Source organism: Desulfosarcina alkanivorans (genome assembly GCF_009688945.1).
Lineage (GTDB): Bacteria > Desulfobacterota > Desulfobacteria > Desulfobacterales > Desulfosarcinaceae > Desulfosarcina > Desulfosarcina alkanivorans.
This window is the reverse complement of the sequence record NZ_AP021874.1, coordinates 1,821,357-1,836,940: the sequence shown is the minus strand read 5'-3', so window position 1 is coordinate 1,836,940 and position 15,584 is coordinate 1,821,357. Positions and strand designations below refer to the sequence as shown.

The 15,584-nt window shown below is 56.4% G+C and carries 16 protein-coding genes; 9 read left to right on the top strand and 7 right to left on the bottom strand.

What is annotated here, in order from left to right:
* Window positions 1–96 precede the first annotated feature (96 nt).
* The 3 genes from DSCA_RS08130 (at window position 97) to DSCA_RS08125 (ending at window position 969) form a co-directional block, all read left to right on the top strand.
* Window positions 97–429, top strand: coding sequence for a hypothetical protein (locus DSCA_RS08130; protein WP_155315952.1), 333 nt, complete (start codon window positions 97–99; stop codon window positions 427–429).
* A gap of 82 nt (window positions 430–511) precedes the next feature.
* Window positions 512–640: a hypothetical protein gene (locus DSCA_RS32920; RefSeq protein ID WP_269434654.1), complete on the top strand. Its 129-nt coding sequence runs from the start codon at window positions 512–514 to the stop codon at window positions 638–640.
* Between the two features lie 47 nt (window positions 641–687).
* Window positions 688–969: an integration host factor subunit alpha gene (locus DSCA_RS08125; RefSeq protein ID WP_155315951.1), complete on the top strand. Its 282-nt coding sequence runs from the start codon at window positions 688–690 to the stop codon at window positions 967–969.
* A 142-nt stretch (window positions 970–1,111) separates the two neighbouring features.
* On the opposite strand, the gene DSCA_RS08120 is transcribed toward DSCA_RS08125, so the two are convergent.
* Window positions 1,112–1,384, bottom strand: coding sequence for a hypothetical protein (locus tag DSCA_RS08120; protein WP_155315950.1), 273 nt, complete (start codon window positions 1,382–1,384; stop codon window positions 1,112–1,114).
* Window positions 1,385–1,441: 57 nt separating this feature from the next.
* Window positions 1,442–2,104, bottom strand: a complete 663-nt coding sequence (locus tag DSCA_RS08115) for an MBL fold metallo-hydrolase (RefSeq protein WP_167527665.1) — start codon at window positions 2,102–2,104, stop codon at window positions 1,442–1,444.
* Between the two features lie 159 nt (window positions 2,105–2,263).
* On the opposite strand from DSCA_RS08115, the gene DSCA_RS08110 reads away from it, so the two are divergent.
* A complete protein-coding gene (locus DSCA_RS08110; protein WP_155315948.1) occupies window positions 2,264–2,824 on the top strand; it encodes a DUF4136 domain-containing protein in 561 nt (186 codons plus the stop codon).
* 910 nt (window positions 2,825–3,734) lie between these two features.
* Here the strand turns inward: DSCA_RS08110 and DSCA_RS08105 are convergent.
* Window positions 3,735–4,784 (bottom strand): cytidine deaminase, encoded by a 1,050-nt coding sequence (locus DSCA_RS08105; RefSeq protein ID WP_155315947.1) that lies wholly within the window; start codon window positions 4,782–4,784, stop codon window positions 3,735–3,737.
* 220 nt (window positions 4,785–5,004) lie between these two features.
* Between DSCA_RS08105 and DSCA_RS08100 the strand changes: the two genes are divergently transcribed.
* Window positions 5,005–5,238, top strand: coding sequence for a hypothetical protein (locus DSCA_RS08100; RefSeq protein WP_155315946.1), 234 nt, complete (start codon window positions 5,005–5,007; stop codon window positions 5,236–5,238).
* A 140-nt stretch (window positions 5,239–5,378) separates the two neighbouring features.
* On the opposite strand, the gene DSCA_RS08095 is transcribed toward DSCA_RS08100, so the two are convergent.
* On the bottom strand, window positions 5,379–7,505 hold the full coding sequence (locus DSCA_RS08095; protein WP_155315945.1) for a 6-phosphofructokinase: 2,127 nt from the start codon (window positions 7,503–7,505) through the stop codon (window positions 5,379–5,381).
* Window positions 7,506–7,738: 233 nt separating this feature from the next.
* Here DSCA_RS08095 and DSCA_RS08090 point away from each other — a divergent pair, with 233 nt between their 5' ends.
* The 4 genes from DSCA_RS08090 to DSCA_RS08075 all read left to right on the top strand — a co-directional run bounded on the left by DSCA_RS08090 (window position 7,739) and on the right by DSCA_RS08075 (window position 11,401).
* Window positions 7,739–8,452, top strand: a complete 714-nt coding sequence (locus DSCA_RS08090) for a glutamine amidotransferase (protein WP_155315944.1) — start codon at window positions 7,739–7,741, stop codon at window positions 8,450–8,452.
* 234 nt (window positions 8,453–8,686) lie between these two features.
* Window positions 8,687–9,511, top strand: coding sequence for a transporter substrate-binding domain-containing protein (locus DSCA_RS08085; protein WP_155315943.1), 825 nt, complete (start codon window positions 8,687–8,689; stop codon window positions 9,509–9,511).
* Between the two features lie 151 nt (window positions 9,512–9,662).
* Complete coding sequence (locus DSCA_RS08080) at window positions 9,663–10,673, top strand: amino acid ABC transporter permease (RefSeq protein ID WP_155315942.1); 1,011 nt, start codon at window positions 9,663–9,665, stop codon at window positions 10,671–10,673.
* A complete protein-coding gene (locus DSCA_RS08075; protein ID WP_155315941.1) occupies window positions 10,670–11,401 on the top strand; it encodes an amino acid ABC transporter ATP-binding protein in 732 nt (243 codons plus the stop codon). The genes DSCA_RS08080 and DSCA_RS08075 overlap by 4 nt, the downstream gene beginning before the upstream one ends.
* Window positions 11,402–11,592: 191 nt before the next feature.
* Here DSCA_RS08075 and DSCA_RS08070 read toward each other — a convergent pair whose 3' ends face one another.
* The 3 genes from DSCA_RS08070 to DSCA_RS08060 are packed head-to-tail and all read right to left on the bottom strand — an operon-like array spanning window position 11,593 to window position 15,416.
* Window positions 11,593–12,729 carry a saccharopine dehydrogenase family protein gene (locus DSCA_RS08070; protein ID WP_155315940.1) on the bottom strand — a complete coding sequence of 379 codons (1,137 nt, stop codon included), beginning with the start codon at window positions 12,727–12,729 and terminating at the stop codon, window positions 11,593–11,595.
* A gap of 18 nt (window positions 12,730–12,747) precedes the next feature.
* Window positions 12,748–14,061, bottom strand: coding sequence for a bifunctional lysine ketoglutarate reductase /saccharopine dehydrogenase family protein (locus DSCA_RS08065; RefSeq protein WP_155315939.1), 1,314 nt, complete (start codon window positions 14,059–14,061; stop codon window positions 12,748–12,750).
* Window positions 14,062–14,063: 2 nt separating this feature from the next.
* Window positions 14,064–15,416 (bottom strand): saccharopine dehydrogenase C-terminal domain-containing protein, encoded by a 1,353-nt coding sequence (locus DSCA_RS08060; RefSeq protein WP_155315938.1) that lies wholly within the window; start codon window positions 15,414–15,416, stop codon window positions 14,064–14,066.
* Window positions 15,417–15,584: the final 168 nt, after the last annotated feature.

The window sequence follows — 15,584 nt, the reverse complement described above, 5'->3', positions numbered from 1 at the left end:
AGCTGTATGATATCATTAAACAAAGCGGTGTTTCACCGATAATTGACAGTCTCTGGAGCCGCTGGCCCGGTCGAGGGGCGGCGGATCAGTGGTGCAATGAACTGTATCGACGCGATAGAAGGGACGGCCAAGGCGTTGCTGGAAAAATTCCTGGATGTGTCCACCGAGTACCGTCTGGACGAGAGTGAATACATCCGCAATGTCAAGGCGGTGATCGACGGCGTGGGCCTGTTTGTCAAAAACAATCCCGAGGTCTGTGACGCACCGGAGCTGATCCGGGGGGTCCTGTACGATTTTGCCAAAGCCCAGTGGCTGGCATGGCTGGAAAAAACCGTCGACCCCGAACAGGAGGCGGGCGCCCGGTGCGATGCCGAGTACCAGGCGTATTGCTACGATTATGTGTATTCCCACGGCAACTACCCGCGCTGACCGGCAGGGGCCCCGGAACCGGCACGGGGATTCCCGGGGGCGATCAGAACACTGAACCTGAATCCGGCAAGGAAGTTCTCAAATGACCGAAACCGATGACGAAGCGCTTAAAGCCGAGATCGACGAAATTATGAGCCGGGTGGACTCGATTATGGACAAGGTCGCCCGGGTCATTCCCGAAGACAAGGATGAGAATGACGGCGGGGAGTGACCGGCGCGTTCTTTTTGATCCGGAAACCCTTTTCCTCAGGAGGCGCCATGGCATTGACCAAGAACGATATCGTCGCAAAGGTGAATGACCTGGGTTTCACCAAAAAAAAATCCATCGAGACCGTCGAATCCCTGCTTGAAATCATCAAAGGAAACCTCCAGGGCGGTGACGATGTGCTCGTATCCGGCTTCGGCAAGTTCTGCGTGAAGCAGAAAAAGGAGCGACGGGGCAGAAATCCGGCCACCGGTTCAGACCTGATCCTGCGGGAGCGCAAGGTGGTGACCTTCAAATGTTCGGGAAAGCTGCGAAACAAGATCAATGGCGGCTGATCCCGGCCGCGGACGGTGACCCGCCGGGACGGACGACGCTGCCCTGGGGCTTTACCGCGAGGCCGCTGTCCGCCGCAGCCCCGTAAAACCTGCCCCAACCGAATCCATCCGTTTCCGCCGCCCGGCCACCGGCGAACACCCCTCAGGCCTGCGTTTGCCCCAGCTTGCTGAGAAATGTTTTTCGCCGCAGTTTCATCAGCGCCTCACCTTCTTCCACCAGATAATAGACCGGCTGATTGTTCTCGTCAAAACAGGCGTAAAGGGCGGTATAGCCCTCGTGGTCCGAAACGGCCATTATCCGCCGGACATCGTTGTCAAACCGCTCGCAGACCTCCTCCCAGGGTTCCGGGGATGCGGATGCAATGGGGTCGACGGCCCTGGATGCTTCATCGAAACTGACGTGAAGGGAATTCATGGTGCCTCGTTCCTTTTAGGGGCGCCTGCCTGTCATGTCGCGACCGGCGCAGATGAATCAGCTGTCGAGGATGAAATCGGTGATGTACGGGTTTTCTTTTCGCTCACGGCCCATGGTACTGCCGGGCCGGTCGCCGTAATCGTGACCCGGCCAGATGCGGGTGTCGTCCGCAAGATTCATCAGCCGGGTTTCGATGCTGCGGATGAGGCGGTCCAGCGAGCCGCCTTTCAGATCCGTGCGCCCGGCGTCGCCCACAAACAGGGTGTCGCCGGTAAACAGATGCCCGGACACGAGAAAGCAGCAGGACCCCGGTGTGTGCCCCGGTGTGTGCAGTACCCGGATGGTCGCCGCTCCCAACTGGAGCCGCTCGTCATCGGCAAACAGCCGGTCCGCCACGGTGTCCACCGTCAGCCCGGTCCGGGCTTCAAGGTCCCCGATGTCCGGTGAATCGGCGAAGAAACCGCTGTCTTCGGCATGCATCCAGACCGGCACGGCCAGGGCCGCCCGCAACGCCGCGTTGGCCAGCACGTGATCCGGGTGGCCGTGGGTGTTGAGAATCAGGCAGGGGGTGGCCGCCGCCCGGTCCAGGGCATCGATGATCGTCTGCGGCTCTCCGGCCGGATCGATGATGGCCGCCTGGCCGGTGGACCGGCAAATGACCAGGTAGGTGTTGACCCGAAAGGGGCCCAGGGGCAGCCGGATGATGGTGATGGTGCTCATGACGCCGCTCCGCATTCTCCTCATGGACGGTACAAAAATATTACCGGCTCCCCGCGGCCCTGTCAATCGGCCCTCTGCCCGAAGGATCGCCCTGCCGTTGCGCCGGGATCAAATTGGCCTTACCCTTTACCCATTGTTCTGCATAATCTGGAGGTGGGTATGATGTGGATGCGTTCCGGTGTTTTTCTGCTGGCGGTCATTTTCATGGCCGGCTGCTCAACGGTTCAGGTGAGCCAGGATTACGACCCCCATAAGGATCTCTCGCACTATGGCACCTGGCAGTGGAAGGATCCGGTTCAGCGGGCGACCGGGGATATCCGCGTTGACAATCCGTTGCTCGACGGCCGCATCCGCCGGGCCGTCGAGGCCCACCTGACGGGCCGCAACATCCGCCCTGCCGTGGAACGACCGGATCTGCACCTGGTCTATCACCTGGCTATCGAACGGAAGATCCAGAGCGATTCCTACTATTCATCGGTGGGCGTGGGAAGGTACCACCACCCCTGGTACGGCGGCATGGGCGCCGACACGCGCGTTTACCAGTATGACGAGAGCCGGCTGACCATCGATATCCGTGCGGCCGGGACGGATGCACTGCTCTGGCGGGGGGTGGGGGTGTACCGGTTGAAAACCCATAAAACCCCGGCGGCGGCTGATGCGGCCATGCAGAAAACGGTGGACAGGATCCTGTCTCAGTTTCCGCCGGTGGGGTGGAAGTGACGCGTCGGGACACAAGCGCGTTGATCCGGGGAAAGTCCGTGGACAAAAATCTAAAAACCGCGCCCCGCTAATCAAACCCCTATTGGTGATGGCTTATAGGCCGTGTCGGATGCAGTGGTAAAAACACTTCCGGTGTTTATCCGTTGCTCGGCATCCCTGCTTTTTTGTTGAGCGCCTGCCTTTATCTGCGGTACGTACTCGGGAGCGCATTCCACCGGCATGGCATTGATGAGTTCGATATAGGACCGGGTTAAGTCCTGGGTCCTTCGAATGCTTCCCGAGAGTAAATTGTGTTTTTCGGTTGGAGTGGTTATCGTAAGTAGAAATCAAACATACTAAAAGTGTTTTTTGGAAGGAAAAGGAAATAAATCTAATCGAGCTAAGTATTTCATTAAAATTCGATACGAAATAAGTATTTTGGGTGTTATTTATGATAGTAGAGAAATTCTTGGCAATTATTCCATGGCCGTTCAATTAAAAAGCTGGTCTTTCCAGCTTTTGCAGCAGCAATAGCTGAATTGGGATAATTTTCTAATATGAAATCAAAGTTAATGTCAGTTTGTATTACTTACAAACCCCACTGCAAATTTTCCAAATTTTTCATTAAGCCATTTTTTAGTTTCTTTGTCTGAATATTGTCTATTCGTTGCGAAGATGACGTCCATTAAATTTGAAATAATAGACAATAATTCATTAAAACCGTGGTATACTTCCATAGTTAGTATGAAGTTGCTTATCTGGTAGTATTTTTCAACAGCATCCAAAAAATTAATAGGACCAAGATCATAATCCCAACTAACTACATCATCAGGTTTGCTATTTTAACCATATTCTTCATTAATCCAAGTGCAAACTTGACTGGCATGGTCACAAGCAACACCAGCAATGTCAAATATAAATAGTTTATTTTTCATAAATGAAATCCTTCTGGAAGAAGTTCTTCCATAGTTTTAATACTACAATTAAGTTCGTTACAGGTTATAACTCTTAAGTTAGGTCCACCTACTTCATATAAAGACTGCCTGCACATCCCACATGAGAATGCGAGTTTTTCACTACGAGTGAAAACTGCAATTGCAACCGGATCAATACCACCATTTATGATCATAGAGCTAATTGCAGATCCTTCTGCATGTATTGTGTTTGAATAGTTGTCAAATTCTATATTGCAACCTCTAAATATAGTGCCATTGCGTGTTAAAATGGCTGCGCCGACATTAAAATTGGATAAATAGGCTTTCGCATTATTTGAAGCTGCAATAGCCTCTTTAATTAGCCTTTTATCATCTTTATTTTGATGTTCAAGGATTGGGGCTGAAACCTTTGGGGTTTTATAAGCTTTATGTATCAAAAATCTATAGAGGATAATAAAGAAATACTGGGATAGAATTAGAAACCATTCACCGGTAGAACCGTCAAGAATTTTCTTCGGTACATTGTTATCAGTTCCAATATTTTTATCATATATTATAAATAAAAAATAAATCATTAATAGTGTAAATAGAAAATTTGTTATTTTTGCTTTTTTAATTTTAGAGCGTTCAACTTCACTTAATTCGATTTTTAAATATCTTATGGCTTCCCATGCCCAGTACAAAAGAAACATAAAGAAATAATTTCGGAAAACATTGGATATAGGATATCTGTCGTTAATTAAATACCAATAAGTTCCTAGTAATAAACAATCGACTACATAGCACAAAACATTTGTTTCTTCTGGTCCTTGTACTTTCCCCCAATGATACCCCCACCAGCTTAATAAAATAGAAATATAGGCCAAAAACAAAACAATTGTCTCGTATTTTGTATCAACTTCAGATAATTGGTAAAGGCCAATACCAAATATAACGGAAAATAGAAAAGTAACTAATTCTCTTAATGATTTGTAAAACGTTTCTGTTTTTTCATTGGTATCTAAACGAATTTCACATTTATTTATCAGGGTCTTAATCGCGTTCATTTCACAGTTTCTTTGATTGATAGATAGAAATGAAGAGTGTTAATAGGAGTTTACTGGTGTGTCTCGATATCACATAAGGTATTATTAATCGAACCACCAACTGGAATTTCGATTGTTACCTAATAAAAATATTGAGGATATGGAAACAACTTGTAGATTTTAAAGAAGGCAGCCATATCTATCCTCAAAGTTTTAATAGCTGGTTGGGTGCTATTTGCTGTTGATTGCAGAAGTAGCACTAAAAAACAGCGATAGCATTATCTATTTTTTTGAGAATGGTGAAAAAATACTTAGAATCTTAATCAAAAGTTTCGAAACCATTTCAAAGGAATGTCCTTCATCGCTGGGAGATTTCCAATATGCACTGAATAAAATCACTGAAATGGTTACAGTAAAAATAGTTAAAGGAATCGATAGCACGACCAAGCCGGTATCCATTTTTACCCCCCCATAGATCCTATTGGATCATTTGTGTGCCTTTCATTTAGTGTTGCGGCAATGGTTTTTGGACCCTTGATTGCAATTTAGATGGCTGTCGACAGCCTTTTCAGGGATGACTCTCCCCGGGTCCCGGGTATTTTTGTGCGGATTTCCTTATTCGCCCGCCTTCTCCTCCTGCCCGCACAGATGCCCCCCCATGGCGTTGAGCAGCAGCGTGATGGGGCGGTTCTCCTCGCTGTTGCCCGCAAACCGGATGGGGCCCGGGTGGCGGTAGTGGTCTTCTCCCGGGGCGGCGGCCAGCCAGTGGCCGCGCAGCGCCTGGACCACCCGGAAGGCGGGGGCGTTGACGTCCACGATGCTTTTCTCCAGCACCAGTTCCAGTTTCCCCTTGCGCTCTTCCAGGTGCATGAGCGGGGCAATGGGGATGCCGATGGGGCGCCAGCTGGAAAAATCCTGCTCCAGATTCAGGATGGCGGCCATCTGTCCCGTGGCGCCGTTGGCGATCAGGCTGAATACGGTCCGGCCCAGGTTGTAGGTGTAGATACAGTCGAACCGGGTCGGATCGCTGCCCCGGCCGTCGTAGCCGTAGAAGTGGGTCTGGGTTTTCAGCTTGGGTACGGACTGCTCGAAGATCTTCTCGACCGGCGGCGGAATGGGATCGTCGGCGCCCAGAAAGCCGGCATTGACCAGCGCTGCCGTGAGGGTTTTTCTGGAGATGATGTTTTTTTTGATCATCAGGTAGCGCGCCTGTTCCCAGTTGTCGAAAAGAACGGGGCCGTAGCGCTCCGGGTCCAGCCCCCCCTTCTGCATCGTCTTGGCGAACTGTGCCGCATCGATGCCGATTTTGTAGCGGCCCTTCTCCCTTAAGATATTGAGGTAGTCTTTCACCAGGTCGAGGAGCACTTTTTCCGTCTTGACCTGGGAGAACTGAAAATTGCCGTGGCTGTCCCGTTCGGTGAGCAGCCCTTCCTGGAAGAAAGCGGGAATGTCGTTGAACAGCTCGTCGTCCCGGGCATTCCACACGTTATAGGAGACGTCTTTGCGGATGCCCCTCACCAGGCGGCGCAGGTACTCCAGCTTGTCGTCCAGGGTGGGAAAGGCGGTGTGAAAATCCCGGTCGTGCACCTGGTTGTAGTTGGCGATGATCGTGTTGAACTTGATGATGAAGGTCTGGATCTCGTTGATGAATTCCAGCACCCCTTCGGGGATCACCAGGACGCCGTAGCTTTTTCCCACGGCGGCCCGGTCCATGATGGCGTCACAGATCACCCTCGAGAGGTGCCGCAGGGTCATGCCGTAGGCGGTGTAGTCCACCACGCCCTCCCGTTCGGCTTTTTCGAGGCGGGCATGGTCCACATAGTCGGCCAGGTCCTCGCCGATCAGGGTGATGTTCGCGTGGGTCTGAAGGGCCACTTCCAGGGCCAGGTGGCTGGCCACGCGGCCCATGACTTTGCACACGTGCCAGTACTTCACGTCCGAACTGGCGTCGGTGCACAGGTTGGCGATGGCCTGGGAGAAGGCGCGGGCGGCGGTGTGGAATCCAAAGGACATGGCGCAGAGCACCCGGCCCCGGGCGTCGCGAACCTGAATGTCGCCGTCGATGGTCTTGGGAACGCCGATGACCTGGATGCCGTCGGCAAACATCTCCTGGGCCAGAAAGGCGGCATTGGTGTTGGAGTCGTCCCCGCCGACCACCACCAGGGCGTCCAGCCCCAGTTGCTTGCAGGTTTCCCGGGACAGGGTCATTTTCTTCTCGTTGTCGATCTTGGTGCGGCCGGTCTTGATCATGGTGAACCCGCCCACGTTTCGATAGCGATCCACCAGGTCACGGGTCAGCTCAACGTAGTCGCCGTCGATGATGCCGTCGGGCCCCATGAGGAATCCGAACAGCCGCGTCTGCGAATTGACGCGTCTGGCGGCGTCGAACAGGCCGGCGATGACGTTGTGGCCGCCGGGGGCCGGGCCGCCGGAGAAGACGATGCCGATCCGGCGTGCCTTGCCATAGTCGGCCCCGGCGGCATCGCCGGGGTCATCGCTTCCCACGACCCGCTGCACCGTGTTGCCGATGATGTGGGACAACCGGCGGCGGGCTTCCTTGTCGATGTCGAACTGGTACCCGGGGTCGGTTTCCAGGGTGGTGAATTTCCGGTCGAACACCTCACACGCCGGGGGCTGGTAGGCGATTCTCTCCTTCAGTTCCAGATTGACATCGGCCACGGCGTCCGCAACCGCGGGGTGGTCGAGCAGTTTATCGAGTCGGATGGTGGATGGTTCCGGCATTCAGCCCTCCTGGACGGATGATGGTTCGATTGGGTGGATGGCGCCTCCGGTGGCGGGAAGCGGTCAGGCCAGCTGGATCAATGGGTGTTCTTTTATCCCCGGGCGCGGCATCAAGTCAAGGCCATAGTCCCCCCGGGAACGGCCGCAGCCGGTGTGCAGAGAACCTTGACAGCAGCGTATGGGCCGTTTATTGAAGGCTTTTAATTTTCAACCCCGGAGGATCGGCACCACCCATGAAACCCATTTTAATCGTCAAGACCGGCGGTACCTTTCCGGATATGGCGGCACGGCTCGGTGACTTTGAAGACTGGTTCATCGCGCGCATGGACCGGTCGGCGTCCGCCATCGAAACGGTCAGTCCTTTTTCCGGGGGCGTACTGCCGGAAGCGGCGGGGCTGGGCGGCATCATCATCACCGGGTCCCACGACATGGTGACGGACAGACACCCGTGGAGCGAGAAGACCGCCGGGTGGCTCAAACAGGCGGTCGAAGCGGATATTCCGGTTCTGGGGGTCTGCTACGGCCATCAATTGCTGGCCCACGCCATGGGCGGTGTGGTGGGTGACAACCCGCGGGGGCGGGAAATCGGTACGGTCACGATCCGGCTTACCGAACCGGGGCGGCAGGACCCCCTGCTCGGCGGCCGGCCCGAAACGTCGCTGCCCGTGCATGCCTGTCACAGCCAGAGCGTGCTCGAACTGCCGGCCGGGGCCACCCTGCTGGCCGCATCGGATATGGACCCCCATCACGCCTTTGCCATTGGGCGGCGGGCCTGGGGGGTCCAGTTCCATCCCGAGTTCGACGGCCGGATCCTTCGGGAGTACATCAGGTGCCTGAGCGCCGAACTGGGTCAGCAGGGCCAGGATGCGGACCAGCTGATGGCGGGTGTCCGGGAAACGCCGGAAAGCGAAGCGCTGCTGCGCCGGTTTCAGGTCCTGAGCGCCTGACCCGCGGGGATGGGGCGGCCTTCGCTGCCAATCAGGGCTTTACTTTGTCCCTAACTTATTATAAAAGTTGATTGTCTTTGTATCCATCATTTTTTAGTGAACGGCATTTATCCCTGTGGATGGATGACACTTCGGGGTTCTCCCGAAATGGCTTTTTCTTCAGCGGCACTGTGGATCCAGCCGCCGGCCGGCGGCTTCGTTATGTTTCAATCTATCTAAGGAGGAGGAGCACGTATGAAAAGAGGTTTATTTACCGCACTGGCGATTGTTGCCGTCCTGACCTTCTGCATGGGATCGGCCTTCGGCGCGGACATCGAACTGGCCAAAAAATCTCACATCCAGAAAATCCTGGAGCGCGGTGAATTGCGCGTCGGGTTCGAGTCCGGTTACATGCCCTTTGAAATGACGAACAAAAAAGGTGAGTTCATCGGCTTCGACATGGATTTCGGACGGCGGATGGCCAAGGCCATGGGCGTCAAGTTCGTTCCCGTCAACACCGCCTGGGACGGCATCATTCCCGCCCTGGTCACCGACAAGTTCGACATCATCATGGGCGGCATGACCATCACCCAGGAGAGAAACCTGAAAGTCGCTTTCTCCAACCCCTACATCGTCGTGGGGCAGGCCATTCTTCTCAACAAGAAGCACGAAGGCAAGGTCAAATCTTACAAGGATCTCAACGATCCCAAGTACATCCTCACCTCCCGCATGGGCACCACCGGTGAGCAGGCCATCAAACGCATGATTCCCAAGGCCACCTATAAAGGGTTCGAGTCCGAGGCCGAAGGCGGCATGGAAGTGATCAACGGCAAGGCCGATGCGCTGGTTTACGATCTTCCCTTCATCGGTGTTCTCTACTCCAGCCAGGGCCAGGGCAAGACCGTATTTCTGGATCAGCCGTTCACCTACGAACCGCTGGCCTGGGCCATCAACCAGGGCGACCCGGACTTCCTGAATTTCCTGAACAACTTCCTCATGCAGTGCAAGGGAGACGGGTTCTACGAAAAAGTTTACAATAAATGGATCCTGAGTTCGGACTGGAAGAAAGAACTCGAATAATCGATTGACGTGAACAGATTGGTGACCATGATCCACCCACAGGCCGGCCGGATCCTTTTCGGCCGGCCTGTGTTGCCATGGCGCCGGATCCCGACAGCCCCCTGAACCCACTGCCCCCACGCGTTTACCCCAGCAGGAAGAAGATGCAACCATGAGCGATGAAAACAATCAACGGATTACGGGACGACCCGCCGGCTACAACAAGTGGGTCATGGTTTTCTGCTTTGGCGTGCTGGTATTTCTGGGCTTGTTCTACTACGCCACCCAGAAGATCCAGTACAACTGGAGATGGAACCGCACGCCCATCTATTTTGCCTACCAGGACGACATCGATATTACCTCCGAGGTCGACGGCGAAGTGTCTTCCATCCGGACGGAAGGCAGCGAGGTGATCATTACGGTCAAGGGGATCGGTGAAGAGGAAAGCTATACCGCTCCCGCCGAGAGCCTGCGGGTGACCGAAGGGGAGTTCATTTCCCCCGGGGATAGCCTGGCCCGCTACCAGCGCTGGAAACCCGGCCTGCTGGTCATCGGGTTGTGGATCACCCTCAAGATCAGCGTGCTGGCCACGATATTGGGCGTGATTATCGGCATCATCAGCGGGTTGATGCGCATTTCCGACAACCCGGCCCTGCGCTGGACATCCATCGTCTATGTGGAACTGATCCGCGGATCTCCCCTGATGGTCCAGATACTGATCTGGTACTTCGTCCTGGGAACCCTGATCAATGACCTCTTATATGCCTACGGGTTCGGGCAGATCCCGGCCCTCTGGTACGGCGTCGCCTCCCTGGCCTGCTTTGCCGGCGCCTACGTGTCGGAAATCGTGCGGGCCGGCATCCAGTCCATACACCGCGGCCAGACCGAGGCGGCCCGATCACTGGGCATGACCTATGCCCAGTCCATGCGATACATCATTCTCCCACAGGCCCTTCGGCGGATCCTGCCCCCCCTTGCCGGACAGTTCATCAGCCTGATCAAGGATTCCTCTTTGCTGGGGATCATTGCCATCCGCGAGTTGACCAAGGCGGCCCGGGAAGCCGTTACGGCAACGCTGCAGCCCTTTGAAGTCTACATCCTTCTGGGGCTTTTGTACCTGGTGCTTACCTTTACCCTTTCCATGTACGTGCAACATCTTGAGAGGAGGATGGCGACATCGTGATACAGGCAAAAAATGTATATAAAACCTTTTATGCGCCCCATGAAATCAATGCACTGGTGGATGTGACGGCCAACATCGCAGCCGCTGAGGTGGTGGTGGTGATCGGTCCCTCGGGTTCGGGAAAAAGTACCTTCCTGAGATGCCTCAACCGCCTGGAACATGCCACCAGCGGACATATTTTTATCGACGGGATCGACATCCTGGCCCAAAAGACGGACATCAACAAAATCCGTGCGGAAGTGGGCATGGTTTTCCAGTCGTTCAACCTGTTTCCCCACAAGAGCGTTCTGGAAAACGTGACCCTGGCCCAGAAAGTGGTGCGCAAACGGTCGGGCGGCGACAGCGAGAAGAAGGCCATGGCCCTGCTCGAAAAGGTGGGGATCGTTGACAAGAAAGACGTCTTTCCGGACCAGCTTTCCGGCGGGCAGCAGCAGCGGGTGGCCATCGCGCGGGCCCTGGCCATGGACCCCAAGGTGATGCTTTTCGACGAGCCCACCTCGGCGCTGGACCCGGAGATGATCGGGGAAGTGCTCGACGTCATGAAAACCCTGGCCAAGGAGGGCATGACCATGGTGGTGGTGACCCACGAGATGGGCTTTGCCCGGGAAGTGGCCGACCGCGTGATCTTCATGGATGCGGGCGCCATCGTGGAGGAGGGGACCCCGGAGCACTTTTTCGTCAACCCCACACACGACCGGACCAAGCTGTTCCTCAGCCAGATACTGTAAGGGCGACGGTTTGTGGTTCCTGGTTTTTAGTTTGCGGCTGGAGGGGAGGGACAGTTCGATAGGGCCGGTTTAATTTGTCCGGCTGGTTCGATTGGATAGAAAAGAGGGAACGCCTCCCGACCTAAACGCCTTCAGCCCGAATCCTGCCGAAATACAGGCCCGGATGCATGCGCATCCGGGCCTTCCTGGACTTACCGCTTCTCTACCGTCTCGCGGTATTCCACCCCCCGCCGGGCCAGGCCGTCGAGGATGAACGCCACGCATTCCGGCACCATGCCGATGCGTTCCGGAGGGGTCACCCCCTTCTGGCTGAAATGGCCGTCCCTGATCAGCCGGACCGCCATGGTGGCCGTATAACCGGTGGTGCGGGCCATGGAGTGGACCCGGGTCGCCGGGTCGTAGCGATCAAAAAGGTCCCAGGTATACCGGATCCGCCGGCCGGCTTTTTCACCTTCGACGACAATTTTCATCAAGGTGATGTCCACCTCCCCTTCCTTCAACTGCCACATGGGAAAGAGCAGTCTGGCGGTCAGGTCCAGCGGCCGGATCATGGCACCGTTGACTTCCACGGGCGCGGTGCTGAAAAAACCCGATTCGCGCAGCACGGCCATCTTCTCGATGTGGCCGGGATAGCGCAGGGTCTTTTCTTTCATGTTTGGAATCTCAAGCGTTTTGACCAGCGAGCGAAGCCCGTCGGTATTGAAGGCCTCCAGCGTACCGACGCCCGGAAAATCGATATACTCCGGATCGCTGAGCGCCGGCCGCTTCACCATCGTCCCGTTCTCCACGTAAAATGCCGGCCGTACATACTCCTCAATGACATCGATCGGCGAGAACACCGCCTTGTACTCATAAGGCCACCGGCGGATTTCGGGCAGGCCGCCCACGTAGATGATGGCGGAATCGGTGCGGTCCAGACGGCTGTGGCAGTGGCCCGTCAGCATGTTGCTCATGCCCGGCGCCACCCCGCAGTCCACCACCGCCGTGACGCCCTTTTCCCTGGCAGGGGCGTCCAGCAAAAGCGGGTCTTCGGGACAAAAAGCGATATCGACGACATCTTTTCCCGCCTCGATGATGGCTTTCAGGGTGGCAAACCCCATGAAACCGGGAACGGCGCTGACCACGATGTCCGCACCGTCCATGACCCCTGCCAGGGCCGTTTGGTCGGCCAGGTCTGCCTTTACGGTTTGAATGCCGTCCTGTCCGCTCAGTCGGGCCAGGGCCGTGTCGCTGATATCGGCCACGGTGACCCGCACGCCGGCGTCACCGGCAAGGTCCTTTGCCATGGGGGCACCGACGAGTCCGGCGCCGAGAACCACGATGTTCATCGTTTTCTCCCTCTGGGGTTATTTTAAATGGTTGTTGAGGTATTCGAAATCTTCCGTCAGCCGGCCGTTGTAAACGATCACCGCCTTTTTGATTTCGGGAGGCAGCCCCGACGCATCGAGGGTGCCGCCATAGTCGGCCGCCAACAAGGCGGGCACGAACGGTTTCAACTGGTTGCTGAAAAACGTCGAACTGTCGTTGGGCAGTTCACAGGGCAGGTTGTCCACCGCCAGCAGGACGATCCCGTCTCCCAGGTGGCTGTCGCTGGTGGTTGCCGCCGCGGGATTCACCCGGTAGGCCGGCATGTCGCTGTCGGTCGACTTGACGTTGCACTCGATGGAACCGAAGGTGTCGCAGGTGATGTCTGCTATGCCGCCCAGCTTGGGAACCGGGGTGGCTTCGGCCAGGCGCTTCAACGCCTGCCAGGTGACGAACCGGGGGTAGCGTTTCTCCCAGTATACCGCGTTGACCAGAAGGGTGAAGCTGGGCAGGAACTGCTCGAACCGGCTCTCGTAGCGCTCCGGATGATCGTAATACGACTGGAGGTCGAAGGTGGTGCCGGCGGCCCTGGGCCGCACCAGATCCTGTTCCCTGAACACCGTCAGGTATACGGTATGGCGGTCGCCGCGACTGTCGGCAACGAAGGCATTGACGTCGTCGGCGGCAATGCGTTCGGTCGGCAGGCAGTCGAAGATCTGCTGGGCGCCTTTGGACACATTGCCGTAGCCCAGGATGCCCACGGTGAAGGGGCACAATTGCGCAGGCAGGCCCTCCCGGCGAATCGTCCGGCCGATGTCGGCGAGGTGCGTCCTGGCCGCTTCGACCGATTCGTACTGGTGTGCCCGCCTGACCGCGGCAAAGGGGGTGTCGATGCCTTTGTCGGCCCAGTGTTCGCCCATGAGCGAGAGGATGTCGATGGCTCCGGCATCCCCGGCATAGGGCCCGAAGTAGATCAGCCGGCGGCCCTGTTCATCGGTGATTTTCTCATAGTCGATCAGGGTCGATCCGCTGTCGATGATGCGCTGCAGAAGGGGCATGTTGTCCGACTGTCCCTTGATGGTATGGGAGAAGAAGAGATAGGTCTTGCCGTCAATAATCTTTTCGATGGGAATCTCTTTCACCCCGAAGATGACATCCCCGTCGGCCATGCCCGTACAGGCCGAGGCCCCGGCTGCCGTGTACCGGTCCATGCCGAAAAAGCGCTTGTCCGACGTCTCCACAAAGGCCCGTCCGCCGGTGGCTGCCAGGATATCTGCCAGGTCTGCCGGGACGATGGGCGCCCGCCGCTCCCAGCGGTTTTTGTCTTCGGCCCGGATCAACAGTGTCTTCGTCATTTTCAGTCTCCCCAATAACTGCGTTCGTCGGCGTCCAGGTCGGATCGCCGTTCATTGAAGCGGATGCCCATGCGGCTGCATTGGGCCAGGATGGGTTCATAGATTTGTGGATATACCGGCCTGAGTACGCCGGTCAGGGTGATCTCCCCGTCGGCCAGAAGGCCGGCGGCAATGCCTACCGGGTAGCCCACGGTGCGCGACATGGAACTGTCACCGCCGGGAATGCCGCAGTCGATGAGGGTGGACTGGATGCGCTGCCGGGGCAGGTCGGGGTAGATGGCTTCGAATTCGTGGTGCATGACCAGCAGGTCCATTTCGCCATCGTCGTAGACCAGCCGGTGCTTGAGCGTGTGAGCGAACATGTCGAAGACCGATGCCGTACCGATTTTCAACCGGCGGTCGGAGAGCAGCCCCAGCCACTCCAGTTTTTTGAGGGTCAGGGAGTGCTCCGCAATGTTGAGGTAGGCGGCCACCCCCTTGCGAATATCTTCCGCCCGGCAGTTGACGATGTTGGCGATCACCTCGCGGGGGGTGAGTTCATCGAAATCGAATTTCATCTGCTGGTTGAGAAGTCCCAGTTGCTTGATGAAATCCCAGGTCTCGCAGTAGCCGATGTTGCGCAGGGTTCCCCGGTACATGCCGGCGGCATCCCGGATCCCGTAAATGTCAAGGTAGGGAAGGGCGTCGCGGTTGACGTAGGCTTCGAAAACGCCTGCGCCGGGAACACTTTTCAGCCAGTAATGCCTGAACAGTTCATCCCCGGGAACGTCGATCACCTGACCGTGCTCTTTGTAGCGACCGTCATTGGTGGCTGCCAGCATGGCTCCTTCCGGACTCCAGGAGAACTTGTATCCCAATGGATTGTTGTTGTGCTCCAGGGCGGGCAGGCCCCCGCAATAGGAGAAGAAACTGTCGATGCGGCCGCCGTCCCGTTGGACCGTGTCGATGATCTGCATGGCCGACATGTGGTCCAGGCCCGGGTCCACCCCCACCTCATTCAGGAAGGTAAGGCCCTTTTCCTTTGCCCGGGCATGGAGGGCCTGCATCTCCTCCTTGACATAGGAGGCGGTGACCAGGTGCGTGCCGTGGGCCAGGCAAATCGCGGCGATTCGCGGGTGCAGGGTCCACGGCAGTAGGCTGACCACGATGTCGGCCGCCGAGACATGCCGGTCCAGCGCTTCCGCATCGGCCACATCCAACCGGACGGCGCGGCCATTGGGGTGTCCGTCGATGATGGCGTCGGCCTTCTCCACGGCCTGATCGGCCAGGACCACCCGGACGCCGCCTTTTTCGAGCAGGTATCGAACCGCAGGTCGGGCCACCAGGCCGGCGCCCAATATCAGTATCTGCTTCATGGGTCCTCACTTTACGGGCCTGCTCGCCCCCGGATGGGCAGGCAGGAAATAAGAATTGACAAGACGATTCAGGAATATACGGCTGCCCCGGGAAAAATGTTGTCACGAACAGGACAACATCTACCAATCCGGTCGGTTGGTGTCAAGGGAATTCAGGCCCGGCCCGGG